Origin of the sequence: Lactobacillus gigeriorum DSM 23908 = CRBIP 24.85, from assembly GCF_000296855.1 — a bacterium.
Lineage (GTDB): Bacteria > Bacillota > Bacilli > Lactobacillales > Lactobacillaceae > Lactobacillus > Lactobacillus gigeriorum.
Genome location: NZ_CAKC01000030.1, coordinates 34575 through 54538 on the forward strand (window position 1 = coordinate 34575; position 19964 = coordinate 54538).

The 19964-nt window shown below is 39.3% G+C and carries 32 protein-coding genes; 31 read left to right on the plus strand and 1 reads right to left on the minus strand.

The genetic code is table 11. The features are described from left to right. The first annotated feature begins 6 nt into the window (after positions 1–6). Positions 7–3660: a DNA-directed RNA polymerase subunit beta' gene (gene rpoC / locus BN52_RS02710; RefSeq protein WP_008472633.1), complete on the plus strand. Its 3654-nt coding sequence runs from the start codon at positions 7–9 to the stop codon at positions 3658–3660. 66 nt (positions 3661–3726) lie between these two features. Here rpoC and BN52_RS02715 read toward each other — a convergent pair whose 3' ends face one another. Continuing rightward, positions 3727–4422, minus strand: a complete 696-nt coding sequence (locus BN52_RS02715) for a prepilin peptidase (RefSeq protein WP_008472634.1) — start codon at positions 4420–4422, stop codon at positions 3727–3729. 187 nt (positions 4423–4609) lie between these two features. On the opposite strand from BN52_RS02715, the gene rpsL reads away from it, so the two are divergent. The 30 genes from rpsL to rpsK all read left to right on the plus strand — a co-directional run. Then, the gene (gene rpsL / locus BN52_RS02720) at positions 4610–5017 is read left to right on the plus strand and encodes a 30S ribosomal protein S12 (protein ID WP_008472635.1); all 408 of its coding nucleotides are present in this window, start codon (positions 4610–4612) and stop codon (positions 5015–5017) included. A gap of 14 nt (positions 5018–5031) precedes the next feature. Next, positions 5032–5502, plus strand: coding sequence for a 30S ribosomal protein S7 (gene rpsG / locus BN52_RS02725; RefSeq protein WP_008472636.1), 471 nt, complete (start codon positions 5032–5034; stop codon positions 5500–5502). Between the two features lie 38 nt (positions 5503–5540). Next, positions 5541–7634, plus strand: coding sequence for an elongation factor G (fusA, locus tag BN52_RS02730; RefSeq protein WP_008472638.1), 2094 nt, complete (start codon positions 5541–5543; stop codon positions 7632–7634). 351 nt (positions 7635–7985) lie between these two features. After that, on the plus strand, positions 7986–8294 hold the full coding sequence (rpsJ, locus tag BN52_RS02735) for a 30S ribosomal protein S10 (protein WP_008472640.1): 309 nt from the start codon (positions 7986–7988) through the stop codon (positions 8292–8294). 25 nt (positions 8295–8319) lie between these two features. Continuing rightward, positions 8320–8958 carry a 50S ribosomal protein L3 gene (gene rplC, locus BN52_RS02740; protein WP_008472641.1) on the plus strand — a complete coding sequence of 213 codons (639 nt, stop codon included), beginning with the start codon at positions 8320–8322 and terminating at the stop codon, positions 8956–8958. Between the two features lie 14 nt (positions 8959–8972). Continuing rightward, complete coding sequence (gene rplD / locus BN52_RS02745) at positions 8973–9590, plus strand: 50S ribosomal protein L4 (RefSeq protein ID WP_008472642.1); 618 nt, start codon at positions 8973–8975, stop codon at positions 9588–9590. Then, positions 9590–9898 (plus strand): 50S ribosomal protein L23, encoded by a 309-nt coding sequence (rplW, locus tag BN52_RS02750; protein ID WP_008472643.1) that lies wholly within the window; start codon positions 9590–9592, stop codon positions 9896–9898. The genes rplD and rplW overlap by 1 nt, the downstream gene beginning before the upstream one ends. Before the next feature lie 15 nt (positions 9899–9913). Continuing rightward, positions 9914–10750, plus strand: coding sequence for a 50S ribosomal protein L2 (gene rplB / locus BN52_RS02755; protein ID WP_008472644.1), 837 nt, complete (start codon positions 9914–9916; stop codon positions 10748–10750). Between the two features lie 18 nt (positions 10751–10768). Then, positions 10769–11047 carry a 30S ribosomal protein S19 gene (gene rpsS, locus BN52_RS02760; RefSeq protein WP_008472645.1) on the plus strand — a complete coding sequence of 93 codons (279 nt, stop codon included), beginning with the start codon at positions 10769–10771 and terminating at the stop codon, positions 11045–11047. Between the two features lie 21 nt (positions 11048–11068). Continuing rightward, positions 11069–11422 (plus strand): 50S ribosomal protein L22, encoded by a 354-nt coding sequence (gene rplV, locus BN52_RS02765; protein ID WP_008472646.1) that lies wholly within the window; start codon positions 11069–11071, stop codon positions 11420–11422. Positions 11423–11435: 13 nt separating this feature from the next. Continuing rightward, entirely contained in the window at positions 11436–12107 is a 672-nt protein-coding gene (gene rpsC / locus BN52_RS02770) for a 30S ribosomal protein S3 (protein ID WP_008472647.1), read from the plus strand. Continuing rightward, the gene (gene rplP, locus BN52_RS02775) at positions 12107–12547 is read left to right on the plus strand and encodes a 50S ribosomal protein L16 (protein ID WP_008472650.1); all 441 of its coding nucleotides are present in this window, start codon (positions 12107–12109) and stop codon (positions 12545–12547) included. The genes rpsC and rplP overlap by 1 nt, the downstream gene beginning before the upstream one ends. Further along, complete coding sequence (gene rpmC / locus BN52_RS02780) at positions 12537–12734, plus strand: 50S ribosomal protein L29 (RefSeq protein WP_008472651.1); 198 nt, start codon at positions 12537–12539, stop codon at positions 12732–12734. The genes rplP and rpmC overlap by 11 nt, the downstream gene beginning before the upstream one ends. A gap of 18 nt (positions 12735–12752) precedes the next feature. Continuing rightward, positions 12753–13019 (plus strand): 30S ribosomal protein S17, encoded by a 267-nt coding sequence (gene rpsQ / locus BN52_RS02785; RefSeq protein WP_008472652.1) that lies wholly within the window; start codon positions 12753–12755, stop codon positions 13017–13019. A 33-nt stretch (positions 13020–13052) separates the two neighbouring features. Further along, the gene (gene rplN, locus BN52_RS02790) at positions 13053–13421 is read left to right on the plus strand and encodes a 50S ribosomal protein L14 (protein WP_008472653.1); all 369 of its coding nucleotides are present in this window, start codon (positions 13053–13055) and stop codon (positions 13419–13421) included. Between the two features lie 19 nt (positions 13422–13440). Next, positions 13441–13674, plus strand: coding sequence for a 50S ribosomal protein L24 (gene rplX, locus BN52_RS02795; RefSeq protein ID WP_008472655.1), 234 nt, complete (start codon positions 13441–13443; stop codon positions 13672–13674). A 14-nt stretch (positions 13675–13688) separates the two neighbouring features. Further along, complete coding sequence (rplE, locus tag BN52_RS02800) at positions 13689–14231, plus strand: 50S ribosomal protein L5 (RefSeq protein WP_008472656.1); 543 nt, start codon at positions 13689–13691, stop codon at positions 14229–14231. Between the two features lie 12 nt (positions 14232–14243). Further along, entirely contained in the window at positions 14244–14429 is a 186-nt protein-coding gene (locus tag BN52_RS02805) for a type Z 30S ribosomal protein S14 (protein ID WP_008472657.1), read from the plus strand. A 23-nt stretch (positions 14430–14452) separates the two neighbouring features. Beyond that, positions 14453–14851 (plus strand): 30S ribosomal protein S8, encoded by a 399-nt coding sequence (gene rpsH / locus BN52_RS02810; RefSeq protein WP_008472658.1) that lies wholly within the window; start codon positions 14453–14455, stop codon positions 14849–14851. A gap of 24 nt (positions 14852–14875) precedes the next feature. Next, positions 14876–15406 (plus strand): 50S ribosomal protein L6, encoded by a 531-nt coding sequence (rplF, locus tag BN52_RS02815; protein WP_008472659.1) that lies wholly within the window; start codon positions 14876–14878, stop codon positions 15404–15406. A gap of 25 nt (positions 15407–15431) precedes the next feature. Then, on the plus strand, positions 15432–15791 hold the full coding sequence (gene rplR, locus BN52_RS02820) for a 50S ribosomal protein L18 (RefSeq protein WP_008472660.1): 360 nt from the start codon (positions 15432–15434) through the stop codon (positions 15789–15791). Between the two features lie 17 nt (positions 15792–15808). Beyond that, positions 15809–16318: a 30S ribosomal protein S5 gene (gene rpsE / locus BN52_RS02825; RefSeq protein ID WP_008472662.1), complete on the plus strand. Its 510-nt coding sequence runs from the start codon at positions 15809–15811 to the stop codon at positions 16316–16318. Between the two features lie 11 nt (positions 16319–16329). Further along, complete coding sequence (gene rpmD / locus BN52_RS02830; RefSeq protein ID WP_008472663.1) at positions 16330–16515, plus strand: 50S ribosomal protein L30; 186 nt, start codon at positions 16330–16332, stop codon at positions 16513–16515. Positions 16516–16537: 22 nt separating this feature from the next. Continuing rightward, positions 16538–16978 carry a 50S ribosomal protein L15 gene (gene rplO, locus BN52_RS02835; RefSeq protein WP_008472664.1) on the plus strand — a complete coding sequence of 147 codons (441 nt, stop codon included), beginning with the start codon at positions 16538–16540 and terminating at the stop codon, positions 16976–16978. Next, positions 16978–18273 (plus strand): preprotein translocase subunit SecY, encoded by a 1296-nt coding sequence (secY, locus tag BN52_RS02840; protein WP_008472665.1) that lies wholly within the window; start codon positions 16978–16980, stop codon positions 18271–18273. The genes rplO and secY overlap by 1 nt, the downstream gene beginning before the upstream one ends. Positions 18274–18282: 9 nt before the next feature. Further along, complete coding sequence (locus BN52_RS02845; RefSeq protein ID WP_008472666.1) at positions 18283–18939, plus strand: adenylate kinase; 657 nt, start codon at positions 18283–18285, stop codon at positions 18937–18939. A 72-nt stretch (positions 18940–19011) separates the two neighbouring features. Next, positions 19012–19233, plus strand: a complete 222-nt coding sequence (gene infA, locus BN52_RS02850; protein WP_002878178.1) for a translation initiation factor IF-1 — start codon at positions 19012–19014, stop codon at positions 19231–19233. Positions 19234–19247: 14 nt separating this feature from the next. Beyond that, complete coding sequence (gene rpmJ / locus BN52_RS02855) at positions 19248–19364, plus strand: 50S ribosomal protein L36 (RefSeq protein ID WP_002878160.1); 117 nt, start codon at positions 19248–19250, stop codon at positions 19362–19364. A gap of 23 nt (positions 19365–19387) precedes the next feature. Continuing rightward, the gene (gene rpsM, locus BN52_RS02860) at positions 19388–19738 is read left to right on the plus strand and encodes a 30S ribosomal protein S13 (protein ID WP_008472667.1); all 351 of its coding nucleotides are present in this window, start codon (positions 19388–19390) and stop codon (positions 19736–19738) included. Between the two features lie 21 nt (positions 19739–19759). Next, positions 19760–19964 (plus strand): 30S ribosomal protein S11 (gene rpsK, locus BN52_RS02865; protein ID WP_040473331.1); only part of this gene is annotated, 205 nt, incomplete at its 3' end.

The window sequence follows — 19964 nt, forward strand, 5'->3', positions numbered from 1 at the left end:
AAACTCTTGATCGACGTAAATAAGTTTGAAAGTATGCAAATTGGGATTGCTTCACCAAATAAGATCAGAAGTTGGTCTTACGGTGAGGTTAAGAAACCTGAAACAATCAATTATCGTACTTTAAAACCAGAAAAAGATGGTTTGTTCGATGAACGTATTTTCGGACCAACCAAAGATTGGTCTTGTACCTGTGGTAAATACAAGGGTGTGAGATACCGTGGTATCGTTTGTGACCGTTGTGGTGTCGAAGTAACTTCTGCTAAGGTTAGAAGAGAAAGAATGGGTCACATTGAATTAGCTGCCCCTGTAACTCATATTTGGTACTTCAAAGGTATTCCTTCTCGTATGGGTTTGGTGTTGGACATTTCACCAAGACTTTTGGAAGAAGTTATTTACTTTGCAGCCTACATTGTTATTGATCCAGGTGATACAGACCTTGAACCAAAACAACTTTTGACTGAAGCTGAATATCGTGAACAAAAAGAAAAGTACGGTAATCGCTTTGTTGCTAAAATGGGTGCGGAAGCTATTCGCGACTTGTTAAGACAAGTTGACTTGGATAAAGAAGTTAAAGCTTTGAAGCAAGAACTTCAATCAGCTACTGGACAAAAGCGTACTCGTGCAATTAGAAGATTAGATATTCTTGATGCCTTCAAGAATTCGGGTAATAAGCCTGAATGGATGGTTATGGATGCTGTTCCAGTTATTCCACCAGACTTACGTCCAATGGTTCAATTGGAAGGAGGTCGTTTTGCTACCTCAGATTTGAACGATTTGTATCGTCGTGTTATCAACCGTAACAACCGTTTGAAGCGTTTATTGGACTTGAATGCTCCTAACATCATCGTTCAAAACGAAAAGAGAATGCTTCAAGAAGCTGTTGATGCATTGATTGATAATGGTCGTCGTGGCCGTCCAGTTGTAGGACCAGGTAACCGTCCACTTAAATCGCTATCACACATGCTTAAAGGTAAGCAAGGTAGATTCCGTCAAAACTTGCTTGGTAAGCGTGTTGACTACTCAGGTCGTTCAGTTATCGATGTTTCACCTAAATTGAAGCTTTACCAATGTGGTGTCCCTCGTCCAATGGCACTTGAATTGTTCAAGCCATTTGTAATGCATGAATTAGTAAAGCGTGGTATTGCTTCAAACATCAAGAACGCTAAGCGTAAGATTGATCGTGAAGATGATGACATCTGGGATGTATTGGAAGATGTTATTAAGGAACGTCCAGTTTTACTTAACCGGGCACCTACGCTTCACCGTTTGAGTATTCAAGCCTTTGAACCAGTATTGGTACCAGGTAAGTCGATTAGATTGCACCCATTGACATGTGAAGCTTACAACGCTGACTTCGATGGTGACCAGATGGCCATTCACGTTCCTTTGTCAGATGAAGCAGTTGCTGAATCTAGATTATTGATGTTGGCAGCTCACCACATCTTGGCTCCTAAGGATGGTAAGCCAATCGTTACTCCATCACAGGATGTCGTTTTGGGTAACTACTGGTTGACTCAAGCTGAAAAGGGCAGAGAAGGTGAAGGTATGGTATTTACTTCACCTGCTGAAGCAACTGTTGCTTATGAAAATGGCGATATTCACTACCACACTATTATTGGTATGGCAGCTGATTCTATGCCTGAAAAGCCATGGCCAAAGGGTTATGAACATAAGATTTTCATTACTACATACGGTAAGTTAGTCTTTAACCAAATTTTCCCAGCTGATTACTTCTACATTAATGAACCAACTGAAGAAAATTTAAATAACCCATTGGACGTTAAGTACTTCTTGGAAGATGGCGAAAACATTCAAGAAAAGATTGATACAGTTGCAGACGATTTGATTGCTACACCATTTAAGGGTAGTTTCTTATCAGACTCAATTGCTACGGTTTACAAGTACTACAAGGTTCAAAGAACTTCAGAATATCTTGATGACTTGAAGAAATTGGGCTACACTAGTTCAACTACTTCTGGTATTACTATTGGTATGACTGATGTTCCTGAAATTGCCGATAAGGATGAAAAGGTAGATAAGGCTCACAAACAAGTTGATATTGTCTCTAAGCAATTTAGACGTGGTTTGATTACTGAGCAAGAACGTCATGATCGTGTAATTAGCATTTGGAACGCATGTAAAGATGAAGTTCAAAATGAAATTGCCCAAATCTATGACCCAAGAAACCCAATCACAATCATGGCCGACTCTGGTGCCCGTGGTAACATTTCAAACTTTACTCAGCTTGCTGGTATGCGTGGCTTGATGGCTACTCCTAACGGTGGTTTGTTCGAAATCCCAGTTACTTCAAACTTTAAAGAAGGTTTGTCAGTATTGGAATTGTTCATGTCCACTCACGGTGCTCGTAAGGGTATGACGGATACGGCTTTGAAGACTGCTCAATCAGGATACTTAACCCGTCGTTTGGTTGATGTTGCTCAAGACGTTATCATCCGTGAAGATGATTGTGGTACTGATCGTGGTATCACAGTTCACGCAATTATGGAAGGCGACGAATTAATTGAACCATTATTTGATCGTTTAGTTGGTCGTTTCACTAATGAAACTGTTAAGGATCCACAAACTGGTAAAGCTATTGTAGGCAAGAACGTTATGATGGACGAAAATCTTGCCCACAAGATTGTTGATGCAGGTGTAACTCACGTTAACATTAGATCAATCCTCACCTGTGATACTCCTCACGGTGTATGCCGCAAGTGTTATGGTATGAACCTTGCTACTGGTGAAGAAGTTGAAGTGGGTGAAGCAGTTGGTACTGTTGCTGCTCAATCAATCGGTGAACCAGGTACCCAGCTTACTTTGAGAACTTTCCACAACGGTGGGGTTGCCGGTGCAGAAGATATTACTCAGGGTCTTCCTCGTGTTCAAGAATTGTTTGAAGCACGTAATCCTAAGGGTCGTGCGACAATTTCTGAAGTTGATGGTGTTGTTGATTCAATTCAAGAAAACCCAGCTGATCACACTAGAGAAATTACTGTAAAAGGTAAGATCGATGCTAGAACTTATAGCGTTGCCTACACTGCTTCAGTAGCAGTAGCTGAAGGCGATACTGTACGTCGTGGTGATAAGTTGACTTTGGGTTCAATTGATCCTAAGGAATTGATCCAAGTAACTGATACTTTGACTACTGAAAAGTACATTCTAGCTGAAGTTCAAAAAGCATATAGAATGCAGGGTGTTGATATTTCAGATAAGCACGTTGAAGTATTGACTCGTCAAATGTTGCAAAAGGTTAGAGTACTTGATCCAGGTGAAACTGACATCTTACCAGGTGAAGTTATGGATATCGGTCAATTTAGAGACCGCAACAAGCAAGTGATTATTTCTGGTGGAATCCCAGCAACTGCACAAAGTGTTATCTTAGGTATTACCAAGGCTGCTTTGGAAACTAACAGTTTCTTGTCAGCCGCTTCATTCCAAGAAACTACTCGTGTACTTACTGATGCATCAATCAGAGGTAAGAACGATCCATTGCTTGGACTTAAGGAAAACGTTATTATCGGTAAGATTATTCCTGCTGGTACTGGTATGCCAGTTTACCGTAATATGGAACCAAAAGCAGATGTTGAAAAAGCTAATTCAGTATATTCGATCGCTGATATCGAAAAGGGTATGAATAGCGAAAAAGCTGCTAAATAAATTTAATAACTGTTAGAGAAAGAAAGACGATAAATCCACTATTAAAACGGATTTATCGTCTTTTTGTTAGTTCAAATTGAAGAAAAGGTGGTAGAGCACGGTCCCAGCGAATATATAAGGGATAAAAGCAAGACTAATCTTAATTGATTTTTGTAAAAGAAAATGCATTAGTGCTAATAAGCAAGCTATTAAGATGATAGTATTTGCCGCCTCGGGTTTATAAAAACAGCAAAGCAATAAATATATCAATAAATCTCCACTGCCTAATTTAGCACGTAAGATGCCAGATATAAAAACGAGTAGAATCACGATTAGATTAATCCAATCTAGAGCTGAAAGGGTTGGTTTTGAGTACCAAAGAAAAAAACTAGCTGATAGAGTCGGAATAGACAGTAAATATGTAGGGAATTCTTGAAATGAATAATCAAAAAGTGCAATCACATATAAGTAGAAAAGCCAAATAACAACCAAAATTGTAGTTAAATCGCTAAAATTAAAACTGAAGAAACTAAGCCCGCCTATCAATTCAGTTATAATCATTTTTTTAGAGATTGCTTTTTTGCAAAAACGACATTTACCTCTAAGACACACATATGAAAGAATTGGAATTTCATCGATAATGCTTAGGGGATGTAAACAGTAATCGCAATATGAACGACCAAAAAGAATATTGAAATTCTCATGGCTAAGACGATCGAATACTAAATTTGCATGCGAACCCAAACAAGTACCGATTAAAAAGTTTGTAAAATAATAAATCATAAAAAATACCTCCATTAATATAAATACGCAAAAAAAGTAAAAATCTATTTTATTTCGAAAAAAATATTTGCTTTCATCAAAAAAGCGTGTAAAATAACCATTGTATGTTTTGAACAAGATATCTGTGAGTTTAAAAAGAAACTCCCGGGTGTGTGAACAAAATAGTTAATTTTAGGAGGAAAATTTAATGCCAACCATAAATCAATTGGTAAGAAAAGGCCGTCATTCAAAGACAACTAAATCAAAGTCACCAGCTTTGAACTACGGTTATAACAGTATGAAGAAGGAATTAGTGCTTAACCCTGCACCACAAATGCGTGGAGTTGCAACTCGTGTAGGTACTATGACACCTAGGAAACCTAACTCAGCTTTACGTAAGTACGCTCGTGTGCGTCTTTCAAACTTAATCGAAGTTACTGCCTACATTCCAGGTGAAGGCCACAACCTTCAAGAACACTCTGTTGTTTTGATTCGTGGTGGACGTGTAAAAGACCTTCCTGGTGTACGTTACCATATTATTCGTGGTGCCCTTGATACTGCTGGTGTTGACGGCAGAAAGCAAGGCCGTTCTAAGTACGGTACAAAGAAAGCTTAAGGAGGATTTAAATAATGCCTAGAAAAGGTCATGTAACTAAGAGAGACGTTTTAGCAGATCCAGTTTACAACTCAAAACTTGTTACTAAGTTAATCAACCACTTGATGATTGATGGTAAGAGAGCAAAGGCATCTTCAATTCTTTACGATGCTTTCAACATTGTTAAGGACAAGACTGGTAAGGAACCACTTGAAGTCTTTGAAGAAGCAATGAACAATGTTATGCCAGTTTTGGAAGTTAGAGCTCGTCGTATCGGTGGTTCTAACTACCAAATCCCAGTTGAAGTTCGTCCAGACAGAAGAACTACTTTGGGATTAAGATGGTTGGTATCATATGCACGTTTACGTAACGAACACACTATGGATGAACGTTTAGCAAACGAAATTATCGATGCATCAAACAACACTGGTTCAGCTGTTAAGAAGCGTGAAGATGTTCACCGTATGGCTGAAGCAAACCGTGCATTTGCACACTACCGCTTCTAATTTAGTTACCCGTTTTATTTTAAGGAGAGAATTTATTTATGGCTAACAAGCGTGAATTTCCATTAGAAAAAACACGTAACATTGGTATCATGGCCCACATCGATGCGGGTAAAACTACCACTACTGAACGTATCCTTTACTACACTGGTAAGATCCACAAGATTGGTGAAACTCACGAAGGTGATTCACAAATGGACTGGATGGAAGAAGAAAAGGAACGTGGTATCACTATTACTTCTGCAGCTACTACTGCACAATGGAATGACTACAGAATCAACATTATTGATACCCCAGGACACGTTGACTTCACTATCGAAGTAGAACGTTCACTTCGTGTTCTTGATGGTGCCGTTACTGTTTTGGATGCCCAATCAGGTGTTGAACCTCAAACTGAAAACGTTTGGCGTCAAGCTGAAACTTACGGCGTTCCAAGAATTGTTTTTGTTAACAAGATGGATAAGATCGGTGCTGACTTTGACTTCTCAGTAAAGACTTTGCATGAAAGATTGAATGCGAATGCTCATGCAGTTCAAATGCCAATCGGTGCTGAAGATCAATTTGAAGGTGTTATCGACTTAATCAACATGGTTGCTGACATCTACGATGAAGATAAGTTAGGTGCTAAGTGGGATACTGTTCCAGTTCCTGATGAATACAAAGAAGAAGCTGAAAAGCGTCGTGCTGAATTAATTGAAGCAGTTGCTGATGTTGATGACGACATCATGGAAAAATACCTTAATGGTGATGAAATCAGCAACGAAGACTTGAAGAAGGCAATCCGTAAGGCTACTCTTCAACTTAAGTTCTTCCCAGTATTTGCTGGTTCAGCATTCAAGAACAAGGGTGTTCAAATGATGCTTGATGGTGTTGTTGATTACTTGCCATCACCATTGGACGTTAAGCCTTATGTTGCTCACGAACCAAAAACTGGTGATGAAGTTGAATTGCTTGCCGATGATAACAAGCCATTTGCAGCTTTGGCATTCAAGATCGCAACTGACCCATTTGTAGGTCGTTTGACTTTCATCCGTGTCTACACCGGTTCATTACAATCAGGTTCATACGTATTGAACGCATCAAAGAATAGTCGTGAACGTGTTGGTCGTTTGTTGCAAATGCACGCCAACTCAAGAACTGAAATCCCTGAAGTATTCTCAGGTGATATCGCTGGTGCGATCGGTTTGAAGAACACTACTACTGGTGACTCATTAACTGATCCTGATCATCCACTTATTTTGGAAAGTCTTCAAGTTCCAGATCCAGTTATTCAAGTTTCTGTTGAACCTAAATCAAAGGCTGACCGTGATAAGATGGACGTTGCTTTGCAAAAGCTTACTGAAGAAGACCCAACTTTCAAGGCAGAAACTAACCCTGAAACTGGTCAAACTTTGATTGCCGGAATGGGTGAACTTCACCTCGATATCATGGTTGAAAGAATGAAGCGTGAATTTAACGTTGAAGCTGAAATTGGTCAACCACAAGTTGCTTATCGTGAAACCTTCACCAAGGAAGCTAAGGCACAAGGTAAGTTTGTTCGTCAATCCGGTGGTAAAGGTCAATATGGTGACGTTTGGATTGAATTTACTCCAAATGAAGAAGGTAAAGGCTACGAATTTGAAGATGCTATTGTCGGTGGTGTAGTTCCTCGTGAATTTATCCCATCAGTTGATGCAGGTCTTCAAGAAGCTATGCAAAACGGTGTTCTTGCTGGTTACCCATTGATCGACGTTAAGGCTAAGCTTTACGATGGTTCATACCACGAAGTCGACTCATCAGAAGCTGCCTTCAAGGTTGCTGCTTCTCTTGCTTTGAGAAACGCTGCTCCTAAGGCTGGTGCAGTAATTCTTGAACCTATCATGAAAGTTCAAGTAATTACTCCTGAAGAATACTTAGGTGATGTAATGGGTTCAGTTACTGCTCGTCGTGGTAACATGGAAGGAATGGAAGATCGTTCAGGCGCTAAGGTATTAAATGCTATGGTTCCACTTGCTGAAATGTTTGGTTACGCAACTACTTTGCGTTCATCAACTCAAGGTCGTGGTACTTTCACTATGGTATTTGACCACTACGCACCAACTCCTAAGTCAATTCAAGAAGAAATTATCAAGAAACGTGGCGGCGAAGCTAACTAATCTTTGATAAGAAAAAGTAAGTTTGGTTAATCCAAGCTTATTTTTTTGTTTTCAGAAATTAAAAATGATAAAAGAAATTTTTGTTGAGTTTAGCAATTTAATATAGAAGAAAACAGAAAACGATTTCCATAAAAAAATTGAGAAACAGCGAGTGAAACACTTGATATTTCTACTCGGACCAAGTACAATAGTCTTTGTGCATTTGGGCGTATTATGCTCTCGCACAGTAAAATGTTGTTAAGCTTTGACGCAAAAGGTTGCGGCACACCAGGCTGCATTGCCACAGTGGTGCGTCGGTAATTTTTGTTGAGCTAGTCATCTTTTTAAAGAAGACGCTAAGGAGGTAATTTAATGGCAAGTCAATCAATTCGTATCAGACTTAAGTCATACGAACATGGTATTCTCGATGAATCAGCTGCTAAGATCGTAGCTAGTGCGAAGAGAACTGGTGCAGAAATTTCAGGTCCAGTTCCACTTCCTACTGAAAGAACTTTGTTTACTGTTCTTCGTTCACCACACAAGGACAAGGACTCACGTGAACAATTCGAAATGCGTACTCACAAGCGCTTGATCGATATTTTGAATCCAACACCTAAGACTGTTGATTCATTAATGAAGCTTGATCTACCAAGTGGCGTAGACATCGAAATCAAATTATAATTTTTAGATAGAAAGAGGTGTAAACATGACCAAAGGAATCTTAGGAAGAAAAGTTGGTATGACTCAAATCTTCACTAAAGATGGTATCCTTGTTCCAGTAACTGTTGTTGAAGCAACTCCTAACGTTGTTATGCAAGTTAAGACTGTTGAATCAGATGGTTACGAAGCAGTTCAATTGGGTTACCAAGACAAGCGTGAAGTATTGAGCAACAAACCAGAAAAAGGTCATGCTGAAAAAGCTAAGACTTCGCCTAAGCGCTTCATTCGGGAAATCCGCGGTGTTGAGCTTAAGGACTATGAAGTAGGCTCAGAAGTTACTGTGGATACATTTAAGGAAGGTGACGTCGTAGACGTTACTGGTACTACAAGAGGTCATGGATACCAAGGTAACATTAAGCGTTGGGGTCAATCAAGAGGACCAGAAACTCACGGTTCAAGATACCACAGAATTCCTGGTTCAATGGGCTCAATCATCAACCGTGTGCCAAAGGGTAAGAAGTTGCCAGGTCACATGGGTGTAAAGACTGTTACTATTGAAAACCTAGTAATTGAAAAAGTTGTTGCAGACAAGAACGTATTGATGATTAAAGGTAACGTTCCTGGTGCTAAGAACTCATTAATCGTTGTTAAGTCAGCTGCTAAGGCTGCAAACGCTGATAAGTAGGAAGGAGGACTAGAATGGCTAATTTAAAGGTTATGGATCAAAATGGTAAAGGCTCTGGCGAAATTACTTTAAATGACAAAGTCTTTGGTATTGAACCTAACGAAAGCGTAGTCTTTGATGCAATCATCAGACAAAGAGCTGGTAAGCGTCAAGGTACTTCAAAAGTTAAGAATAGATCTGCTGTTCGTGGCGGTGGTAAGAAGCCTTGGAGACAAAAGGGTACTGGTCGTGCTCGTCAAGGTTCAATCAGAGCTCCACAATGGCGTGGTGGTGGTATCGTATTCGGACCAACTCCTCGTTCATACGCATACTCAATGCCAAGAAAGCAACGCCGTTTGGCTATCAAGTCAGTTCTTTCTCAAAAGTTGGCTGATGAAGATTTAATTGTATTAGATCAATTAACTATGGCAGCTCCTAAGACTAAGGAATTTGTTGCTTTGTTAAACGGTTTAAATGTTGAAGGTAAGGTATTAGTTGTTTCTGACGACAAGAACGTACAACTTTCAGCTAGAAACTTGACTAAGGTTAAGGTTGTCCCAGTTAACGGTTTGAATGTTGAAGATGCAGTTAACTACCAAAAATTAATCTTGACTCAAGATGCTGTTAAGAAGATTGAGGAGGTTTTGGCTTAATGGACGCACGTGATATCGTTTTAAGACCAGTCATTACTGAAAAGTCTACGAACTTAATGGACGATAAGAAGTACACTTTCGACGTGCTTTTGACCGCAACCAAGACTCAAGTTCGTGAAGCCGTTGAAGAAATTTTTGATGTTAAGGTTAAGAGCGTAAACATTATGAATGTTCGCGGCAAGGACAAGCGAGTAGGTCGCTACTTCGGTAAGACTGCTCGTCGTAGAAAAGCAATCGTTACTTTGACTAACGATTCAAATGACATCAAGATTTTCGATAACCAAGAAAATTCAGAAGACAATAAGTAATAGGAGGTCAGTCAATTGGCTATTAAAGTTTACAAGCCAACCACAAATGGTCGCCGTAATATGACTTCTTCAGACTTTGCAGAAATTACTAAGACCAAGCCAGAACGCACTTTGCTTGAATCTCAATCACATACTGCAGGTCGTAATTCATACGGTCATATTACTATTAGACATCGCGGTGGTGGTCACAAACAAAAGTACCGTATCATCGACTTTAAGCGTAATAAAGATGATGTAAAGGCAGTTGTAAAGGCAATCGAATACGATCCAAACAGAACTGCTAACATCGCATTACTTCACTACACTGATGGTGTTAAGGCATACATCCTTGCTCCTAAGGGTTTGGAAGTAGGTACTGTAGTTGAATCTGGTGAAAACGTTGATATTAAGCCAGGTAACGCATTACCATTGAAGAACATTCCTACAGGTACTGAAATTCATAACATTGAATTGAAGCCTGGTAAGGGTGGCCAACTTGTAAGAAGTGCTGGTGCATCAGCTCAAGTTCTTGGATTTGATGGTGATTACGCATTAGTAAGATTGCAAAGTGGTGAAGTTCGTAAGATTTTGTCAGCTTGCCGTGCTACTATCGGTACTGTTGGTAATGAACAACACTCATTAATCCAATTAGGTAAAGCTGGAAGAAAACGTTGGTTAGGCAAGCGTCCACAATCACGTGGTTCCGTAATGAACCCTAACGATCACCCACATGGTGGTGGTGAAGGTAAGGCACCTGTTGGACGTAAGCAACCTATGACTCCTTGGGGTAAGAAGGCTCGTGGTATTAAGACTAGAAATGTCAAGAAGGCTAGCGAGAAGTTAATTATTCGTCACCGCAAGGGTAGCAAGTAATAGAAGGAGGGTTAATTAATGAGCCGTAGTATTAAAAAAGGTCCTTTTGCTGATGCTTCATTACTAAAGAAGGTTGATGCACAACAAGATGCAGACAAAAAGCAAGTTATTAAGACTTGGTCACGTCGTTCAACTATTTTCCCTTCTTTTGTTGGTTTGACAATAGCTGTTTACGATGGTAGAAAGCATGTTCCAGTTTATGTTACTGAAGACATGGTAGGTCACAAGTTAGGTGAATTTGTACCAACTAGAACTTTCCGTGGACACAAAGCTGACGACAAGGCTACTGGTAAGTAAGAGGAAGGAGAAACAAACTAAATGGCAGAACAAATTAGTTCAGCTAAAGCTGAAGCAAGAACTGTTCGCATCGCTCCAAGAAAAGCACGTTTGGTTATTGACTTAATCCGTGGCAAGAGTGTTGCAGAAGCATTAGCAATCTTACAATTTACGCCTAGAGCTGCTTCCCCAATCGTTGAAAAAGTTTTACGTTCAGCAATTGCTAACGCAGAACACAACTACGATCTTGAAAGTGCAAATCTTTACGTTTCAGAAGCTTACGTAAACGAAGGTGCAACTTTGAAGAGATTCCGTCCTCGCGCAAAGGGCGTTGCTTCTCCAATTAACAAGAGAACCAGTCACGTAGTTGTAGTTGTTTCAGAAAAGAACGATTAAGGGAGGTATATTAATGGGTCAAAAGATCAACCCTAATGGTTTTCGTCTCGGTGTTATCCGTGGCTGGGAATCAAAATGGTATGCTGACAGAGGATATAAAGAAACATTAAATGAAGACCTTCGTGTAAGAAAGTTCATTTCAGAAAAATTGAAGGATGCCTCTGTATCTACTGTTGAAATTGAACGTGCTGCAAATAGAGTAAACATTTCTATTCACACTTCAAAGCCAGGTATGGTTATTGGTAAGGGTGGAGCAGAAGTTGAAGCTTTAAGAAAAGAATTAACTGCTTTAACTGACAAGCAAGTTCACATTAATATTGTTGAAATTAAGAAGCCAGATCTTGATGCACAATTGGTAGCTGACAGTATTGCTCGTCAACTTGAAGCTCGTGTAGCATTTAGACGTGCTATGCGTCAAGCATCACAAAGATCAATGCGTGCAGGCGCAAAGGGAATTAAAGTTCAAGTTTCAGGCCGTTTGAACGGTGCCGACATGGCAAGAAGAGAATGGCATACTGAAGGACGTGTTCCATTGCAAACTTTGAGAGCCGACATTGATTACACTTGGCTTAACGCCTTCACTACTTACGGTGAAATTGGTGTACAAGTTTGGATTAACCGTGGCGAAATCTTACCAACTCGTAAGAATAAGCCTGCTAAACCAGCGAGAGGAGGAAACAAGTAATGCCTTTAGTACCAAAGCGAGTAAAACACCGTCGTGAATTCCGTGGTAAGATGCGTGGTGCTGCTAAAGGTGGTAAGACCATTGCCTTTGGCGAATTTGGATTACAAGCCCTCGAATCACACTGGATTTCTAATAGACAAATCGAAGCTGCCCGTGTTGCTATGACACGTTACATGAAGCGTGGCGGTAAGGTTTGGATTAGAATTTTCCCACAAAAGTCATACACTGCTAAAGGTGTTGGTGTACGTATGGGTTCAGGTAAAGGTGCACCAGCAGGTTGGGTAGCTGTAGTAAAAAGAGAAAAGATTATGTTTGAAATTGGTGGCGTTTCAGAAGAAGTTGCTCGTGAAGCTTTGAGACTTGCTTCAACTAAGTTGCCAATCAAGACTAAGTTTGTATCAAGAAGTTCGGAAGTAGGTGGCAATTCTAATGAAGGCTAAAGATATCAGAGCATTAACCACTGATCAAATGTTAGAAAAGGAAAAGCAATACAAAGAAGAACTCTTTAACTTGCGTTTCCAACAAGCAACGGGTCAATTAGAAAATACCGCTCGCTTAAGCAAGGTTCGTAAGAACATCGCTAGAATTAAAACAATCCTTAGCGAAAAAGCATTAGAAGAGAATTAGTGGAAGGGAGTTATTAACTTGAGCGAATCAATCGAAAGAAATCGTCGTCACGTATATCAAGGACGTGTTGTTTCTGACAAGATGGACAAGACTATTACTGTAGTAGTTGATACTTACAAGAACCACCCTGTTTACAACAAGCGTTTTAAGTACTCAAAGAAGTTTTACGCACAAGACGAAAATAATGAAGCTAAAGTTGGCGATACTGTTCGTATCATGGAAACCCGTCCATTATCTCGTACAAAGCGTTTCCGTTTAGTTAAGATTGTTAAGAGATCTGTTTAGTTATAACGGATTTATCGAGGGGAGGATTATACAGTGATTCAAAACGAATCTCGTTTAAAAGTTGCTGATAACTCTGGCGCAAGAGAACTTTTGGTTATTAGAGTTTTAGGCGGTTCAAAGCGTAAAACTGGTAACATTGGTGACATTGTAGTAGCTACTGTTAAACAAGCAACACCAGGTGGCGTTGTCAAAAAAGGCGACGTTGTTAAAGCAGTTATTGTCAGAACAAAATCAGGTGCTCGTCGTCAAGATGGTTCATACATCAAGTTCGATGAAAATGCAGGCGTTATAATCAATGCAGATAAGAGCCCACGTGGTACTCGTATCTTTGGGCCAGTTGCACGTGAGTTACGTGAGAACGACTTTATGAAGATCGTTTCTCTTGCTCCTGAAGTCTTATAATTGATAGTGAGGTGCACTGATGTTTGTTAAAACTGGTGACAAGGTAAAAGTTATTGCCGGAAAAGAAAAGGGTAAAGAAGGTACTGTTTTATCAGTAAATGTTAAGAAGAACCGTGTAGTTGTTAAGGGTCTTAACATGATCAAGAAACACCAAAAGCCTTCTCAAACTAACGCAAATGGTGGTGTGATTGAAGTTGAAGGTTCAATCCACGCATCAAACGTTAAAGTAATCTCAAAGGCAGATAAGAACTAGAAGGGAGGACACACATGGCAAGTTATTTAGCTCAAGAATACAAAGAAAAGGTTATGCCTGCTCTTTCAGAAAAGTTTGGCTACGAATCAGTAATGCAAGTTCCTAAGATTGAAAAGATCGTTTTGAATATGGGTGTTGGTGACGCTGTTTCCAACGCTAAGAACTTGGATGAAGCTGTTGAAGAATTAACTTTAATTTCAGGTCAAAAACCTTTAATCACTAAGGCTAAGAAGTCAATCGCTAACTTCCGTTTACGTGAAGGTATGGCTATCGGTGCTAAGGTTACTCTTAGAGGTGATAGAATGTACGACTTCTTATACAAGTTAATTAACGTTTCACTTCCTCGTGTTCGTGACTTCCGCGGTGTTTCAAGCCGTTCATTTGATGGACGCGGTAACTATACTTTGGGAATCAAGGAACAATTGATCTTCCCAGAAATTGATTTCGACAAGGTTAACCGTACAAGAGGTTTAGATATCGTTATTGTAACTACTGCCAATACTGATGAAGAAGCTCGTGAACTTTTAGGTCAATTTGGTATGCCATTTACAAAGTAATGGAGGACATTAATGGCTAAAACATCATTAAAAATCAAGAATCGTCGTCCTGCTAAGTTCTCTTCACGTGAATACACACGTTGTGAGAGATGTGGTCGTCCACACTCCGTTTACCGTAAGTTCGGTTTGTGCCGCATTTGCTTAAAAGATTTAGCACACAAAGGTCAAATTCCTGGTCTTAAAAAGGCTAGTTGGTAAAATACGGTTAGGAGGATAGCATAATGGTCATGACAGATCCAATTGCAGACTACTTAACTAGAATTAGAAATGCAAATATTGCAAAGCATAGTTCAGTTGAAATTCCTGCATCAAATATTAAGAAGTCAATTTCAGAAATCCTTAAACGCGAAGGCTTTATTCGTGACTACGAAGTTGCTGAAGACAACAAGCAAGGCGTAATCAAGGTTTTCTTGAAATTCGGTCCAAATGGAGAACGTGTAATCTCAGGCTTAAAGAGAATTTCTAAGCCAGGTCTTAGAAACTACGTAAGTGCTGAAGATCTTCCAAAAGTTCTTAATGGACTTGGCGTTGCCATCGTTTCTACTTCTGCTGGTGTTATTACTGATAAAGAAGCCAGACAAAAGGGTATTGGTGGCGAAGTTATTGCCTACGTTTGGTAATATTGACAGAAAGGAGATAACTCAATGAGCCGTATTGGTTTAAAGACTATTGAAGTACCTGACAGTGTCACTGTTACTAAAGAAGGCGACAACATCACTGTTAAAGGTCCTAAGGGTGAATTAACTAGACATTTTGATCCAAAGATTACTTTTGAACAAAAAGATGGTCAAATTAACTTCTCTCGTTCAAGTGAAAGCGACAAGGCTCTTCACGGAACTTCAAGAGCTAACTTGGCTAACATGATCGAAGGTGTAGTTAATGGCTACAAGAAGACTTTGAAATTAATCGGTGTTGGTTACCGTGCACAAGCTCAAGGTAACAAACTTACTTTGAATGTTGGTTACTCACACCCAGTTGTTTTAACTGCTCCAGAAGGTGTAACAGTTAAAGCTACTTCAGCTACTGATGTAGAAGTTGAAGGTATTTCAAAGCAAGACGTTGGTCAATTTGCAGCTGAAATCCGTGCCGTACGTGCACCTGAACCATACAAGGGTAAGGGTATTCGTTACACTGACGAATTTGTACGTCGCAAGGAAGGTAAGACTGGTAAGTAATAGTTAATTTTTTTGAGGTGAAATTGTGATTTCGAAACCAGATAAAAACAAATTACGTTTAAAGCGTCATAAGAGAATTCGTGGTAAGATTTCTGGTACCGCTGACCGCCCACGCTTAAGTATTTTCCGTTCAAACAAAAACATCTACGCTCAATTAATTGATGACGTAGCGGGTGTAACGCTTGCAAGTGCCTCAACTTTGGATAAAGCAGTATCTCAAGATGCAACCAAAGTAGAACAAGCTCAAGCTGTTGGTAAGGCTATTGCTGAAGCAGCAAAGGCAAAGAACATTACAACTGTTGTTTTTGATAGAAGTGGTTACTTATACCACGGCCGTGTTTCAGCATTAGCAGATGCTGCTCGTGAAAACGGATTAGAATTCTAGGAAAGGAGAATTAACAGATGGCAAACCGCAACGATTCTCGTAATAATCGTAGAAACAAGGACGATATCGAAGATCAATTAGTCGCTGTCAACCGTATTACTAAGGTTGTAAAAGGTGGACGTCGGATGAGATTTGCTGCCCTTGTTGTCGTAGGTGACAAGAAAGGCCGTGTAGGTTTCGGTACTGGTAAGGCTCAAGAAGTCCCAGAAGCAATCCGTAAGGCTGTTGAAGACGGTAAGAAGAACATGATCAATGTACCTAAGGTTGGAACTACTATTCCTCATGAAGTAATTGGTCACTACGGTTCAGGTAACATCTTATTGAAGCCTGCTGAAGCTGGTTCTGGAGTTGCAGCTGGTGGTGCTGTACGTATCGTTATGGATATGGCTGGTATCGCAGATGTTACTTCAAAATCACTTGGTTCAAACACTCCAATTAACGTAGTTCGTGCAACTATGGACGGTTTGAAGAAGCTTAGAACTAGTGAAGAAGTTAATAAGTTACGTCAAATCAAGAGCTTAGATTAGGGAGATTTTAAATGACTGATTTAAAAGTTACTTTAATTAGAAGTGTTGCTCACCGTCTACCTAACCAAAAGAAGATCGTTAAGGCTCTTGGTTTAGGTAGAATTAATAGTAGTGTTGTTCTTCCAGATAATGCTGCTACTCGTGGTGCATTGTTGAAGATTGCTCACTTGATCTCTGTTGAAGAGATTAATAAATAATTTTGAGGAGGTGTCTAATTTAATGAAGCTTCATGAATTACATGCTGCTGAAGGATCACGTCGTTCTAGAAAACGTGTAGGTCGTGGTACCTCAAGTGGTTACGGTAAAACTTCTGGCCGTGGACAAAAGGGTCAATTAGCACGTCAAGGTGGACACACTCGTCCAGGTTTCGAAGGTGGACAAATGCCACTGTTCAGAACTATGCCTAAGCGTGGTTTTAAGAACATTAACCGTAAGGAATACGCAATTGTTAACTTAGCTGACTTAAACAAGTTTGCTGATGGTAGTGAAGTTACTGCTGCTACTCTTAAAGAAAATGGCTTAATTAAGAAAGAATTATCTGGCGTTAAGCTTTTAGGTAAGGGTGAATTAAAAGTTAAGTTAACTGTTAAGGTTAACAAAGTTTCAGCATCTGCTAAAGAAGCTGTAGAGGCTGCTGGCGGAACTGTTGAGGTGATCTAATGTTTTCAACCTTGAGGAACGCCTTTAAGGATAAAGAAATTAGAAATAAAATCTGGTTTACTTTATTTATCCTTTTGCTTTATCGAATTGGATCAAATATTACGGTTCCTGGAGTTAATGCAAAGGCGATCAGTCAAGTTGCACAAACTGGACTTGTTCCCATGCTAGATACCGTTACTGGTGGTGGGCTTGATAACTATTCAATTTTTTCATTAGGTGTTTCACCTTACATCACAGCTCAAATTGTTATCCAACTTCTTCAAATGGATATTGTTCCTACTTTGGTCGAGTGGGGTAAACAAGGTGAAGTGGGTCGTCGAAAGACGAATACTGTAACTAGATGGCTCACATTAGCTGTTGCATTTGTACAAAGTATTGGTATTACCTTAGGTTTCAATGCTTTAACACAAATGGGCTTGGTTAAGAATCAAACACCTCAAACTTATATAGAAATAGCTATCATCATGACCGGTGGTACGATGTTACTTAACTGGTTAGGTGATGAAATCACTGATAAAGGTTTGGGTAATGGTGTGTCGGTTATAATTTTTGCAGGAATTATCGCAAGATTCCCTGCAGGAATGTGGCAGATATACAAAGAAGAAATTATTAATAATAGTGCAGCAGATCGTTGGAAAGGAATCTTATTCTTTGTTGCGGTTATCGTTGCAATCTTAATAGTTGTGCAACTTGTAACTTGGGTTGAACAAGCTAATCGTCATATCCCTATTCAATATACTAGAAGGGCAACGATTAGTGGATCTGAAAGTTTTCTACCATTAAAAGTCAATGTTTCTGGAGTTATTCCGGTTATCTTTGCTAGTTCGTTTATTATTACACCAGCAACCGTTTTAATGCTCTTTCAGAGAACTCAAGGCGACAAGGAATGGTTTAAAGTATTAACCAATATCTTCAGTATGCAAACTACTCCTGGTGTTATAATTTACACCCTTTTAATTATTTTATTTACTTTCTTCTATGCATTTGTACAGGTAAATCCTGAAAAGCTAGCAGAAAACTTACAAAAACAGGGTGCATACATACCTAGTGTTTGGCCAGGTAAAGATACACAGGACTATGTTTCAAAATTATTAATTAGACTTTCGACTGTTGGTTCAGTATTCTTGGGTTTGGTTGCTTTACTACCACAATTAGCTACCAACTTTTGGGATCTTCCAAGTTCCATTGGTCTTGGAGGAACCAGTTTATTGATTGTTATCGGAGTTGTCTTAGAGTTATCTCGTCAAATCAATGGTTTATTGATGAAACGAGAATATGTTGGATTCATCAGATAAGGAAAGAAAATGATTAACTTAATTCTTTTAGGTTTGCCAGGCGCAGGCAAAGGTACTGCATCAGAAAAAATTGTTGATAAGTATCATTTAACTCATATTTCAACTGGGGATATGTTTAGAGAAGCTATTAACAATGAAACAAAAGTAGGACTTGAAGCTAAGTCATATATCGACAAAGGAAACTTAGTTCCAGATGAAGTTACTGCTAAATTAGTAGAAGAACGTTTATCTCAACCTGATATTAAAGAAGGTTACATTTTAGACGGATTTCCAAGAACTACTTATCAAGCAGAACTTTTGGTTGATATTACTAAGCGTTTAAACAAACCATTATCAAGCGTAATTGCTTTAGAAGTAGATGAATCTACTTTGGTTGATCGACTTTCTGCACGTTACATGTGTAAAAATTGTGGTGCTACTTACAACAGAATATCCAAGAAGCCTAAAGTTGAAGGTACTTGTGATAGATGTGGTGGGCACGACTTTTACCAAAGAGAAGACGACAAACCTGAAGTAGTTAAGAATCGTCTTGAAGTTAACGAAAAGATGAATGCTCCATTGAAAGACTTCTATAAAGAAAGAGGATTGTTGACAGTAATTAATGGTGAACAAACTCCAGAAGAAGTATTCAAAGATATTGATGCGGTATTAAGCAAGATCAAGTAATTGATTACTTGTATATTTAAAATTCCGTGTTATAATTTCAAAGTATGACTGTTTAATTGCGGAGGAACGACTTTGGCAAAAGATGATGTCATTGAAGTAGAAGGTAAGGTAGTTGATACCTTACCTAATGCTATGTTTAAGGTCGAATTGGAAAATGGTGCCACTATTTTAGCTCATGTTTCTGGTAAGATTAGAATGCACTACATTAGAATCTTACCTGGAGACCGCGTGACTGTGGAACTTTCTCCATATGATTTGACAAAAGGTAGAATTACGTATCGTTTTATTAAATAATAACGGAGGTAAACATGAAGGTTAGACCATCTGTTAAACCAATGTGTGAACATTGTAAGGTTATTAAGAGACATGGCCGTGTTATGGTTATTTGCCCTGCAAATCCAAAGCACAAGCAACGTCAAGGTTAGTAAAGAAATAGGAGGTGCAATTTATGGCACGTATTGCTGGTGTTGACTTACCAAGAGATAAGCGAGTTGTTGTCGCTTTAACATACATTTACGGTATTGGAGAACCTACTGCTAAGAAGATCTGTGCGGATGCAGGTGTTTCTGAAGATATTCGTTCAAGAGATTTGACTCCTGAAGACCAAGAAAAGCTTCGTAGTGAAGTAGACAAGTACCGTGTTGAAGGTGATTTGCGCCGTCAAGTAAGTATGAATATCAAGCGTTTGGTTGATATTGGTTCATACCGCGGAATCCGTCACCGTCGTGGACTTCCTGTTCGTGGTCAAAATACTAAGAACAATGCTCGTACTCGTAAGGGTAGCAAGAGAAGTCGTTAATTAATTTAAGGAGGTTTATTGATGCCTAAAACAGCACGTAAGCGTCGTGTGAAGAAGCATGTCGAAAGCGGCGTTGCTCATATTCATTCTACGTTTAATAATACTTTAGTCATGATTACTGACGTTCAAGGTAATGCGATTGCTTGGTCTTCAGCTGGTGCATTGGGTTTTAAAGGTAGCCGTAAGTCTACTCCATTTGCAGCTCAAATGGCAGCTGAAGCAGCAG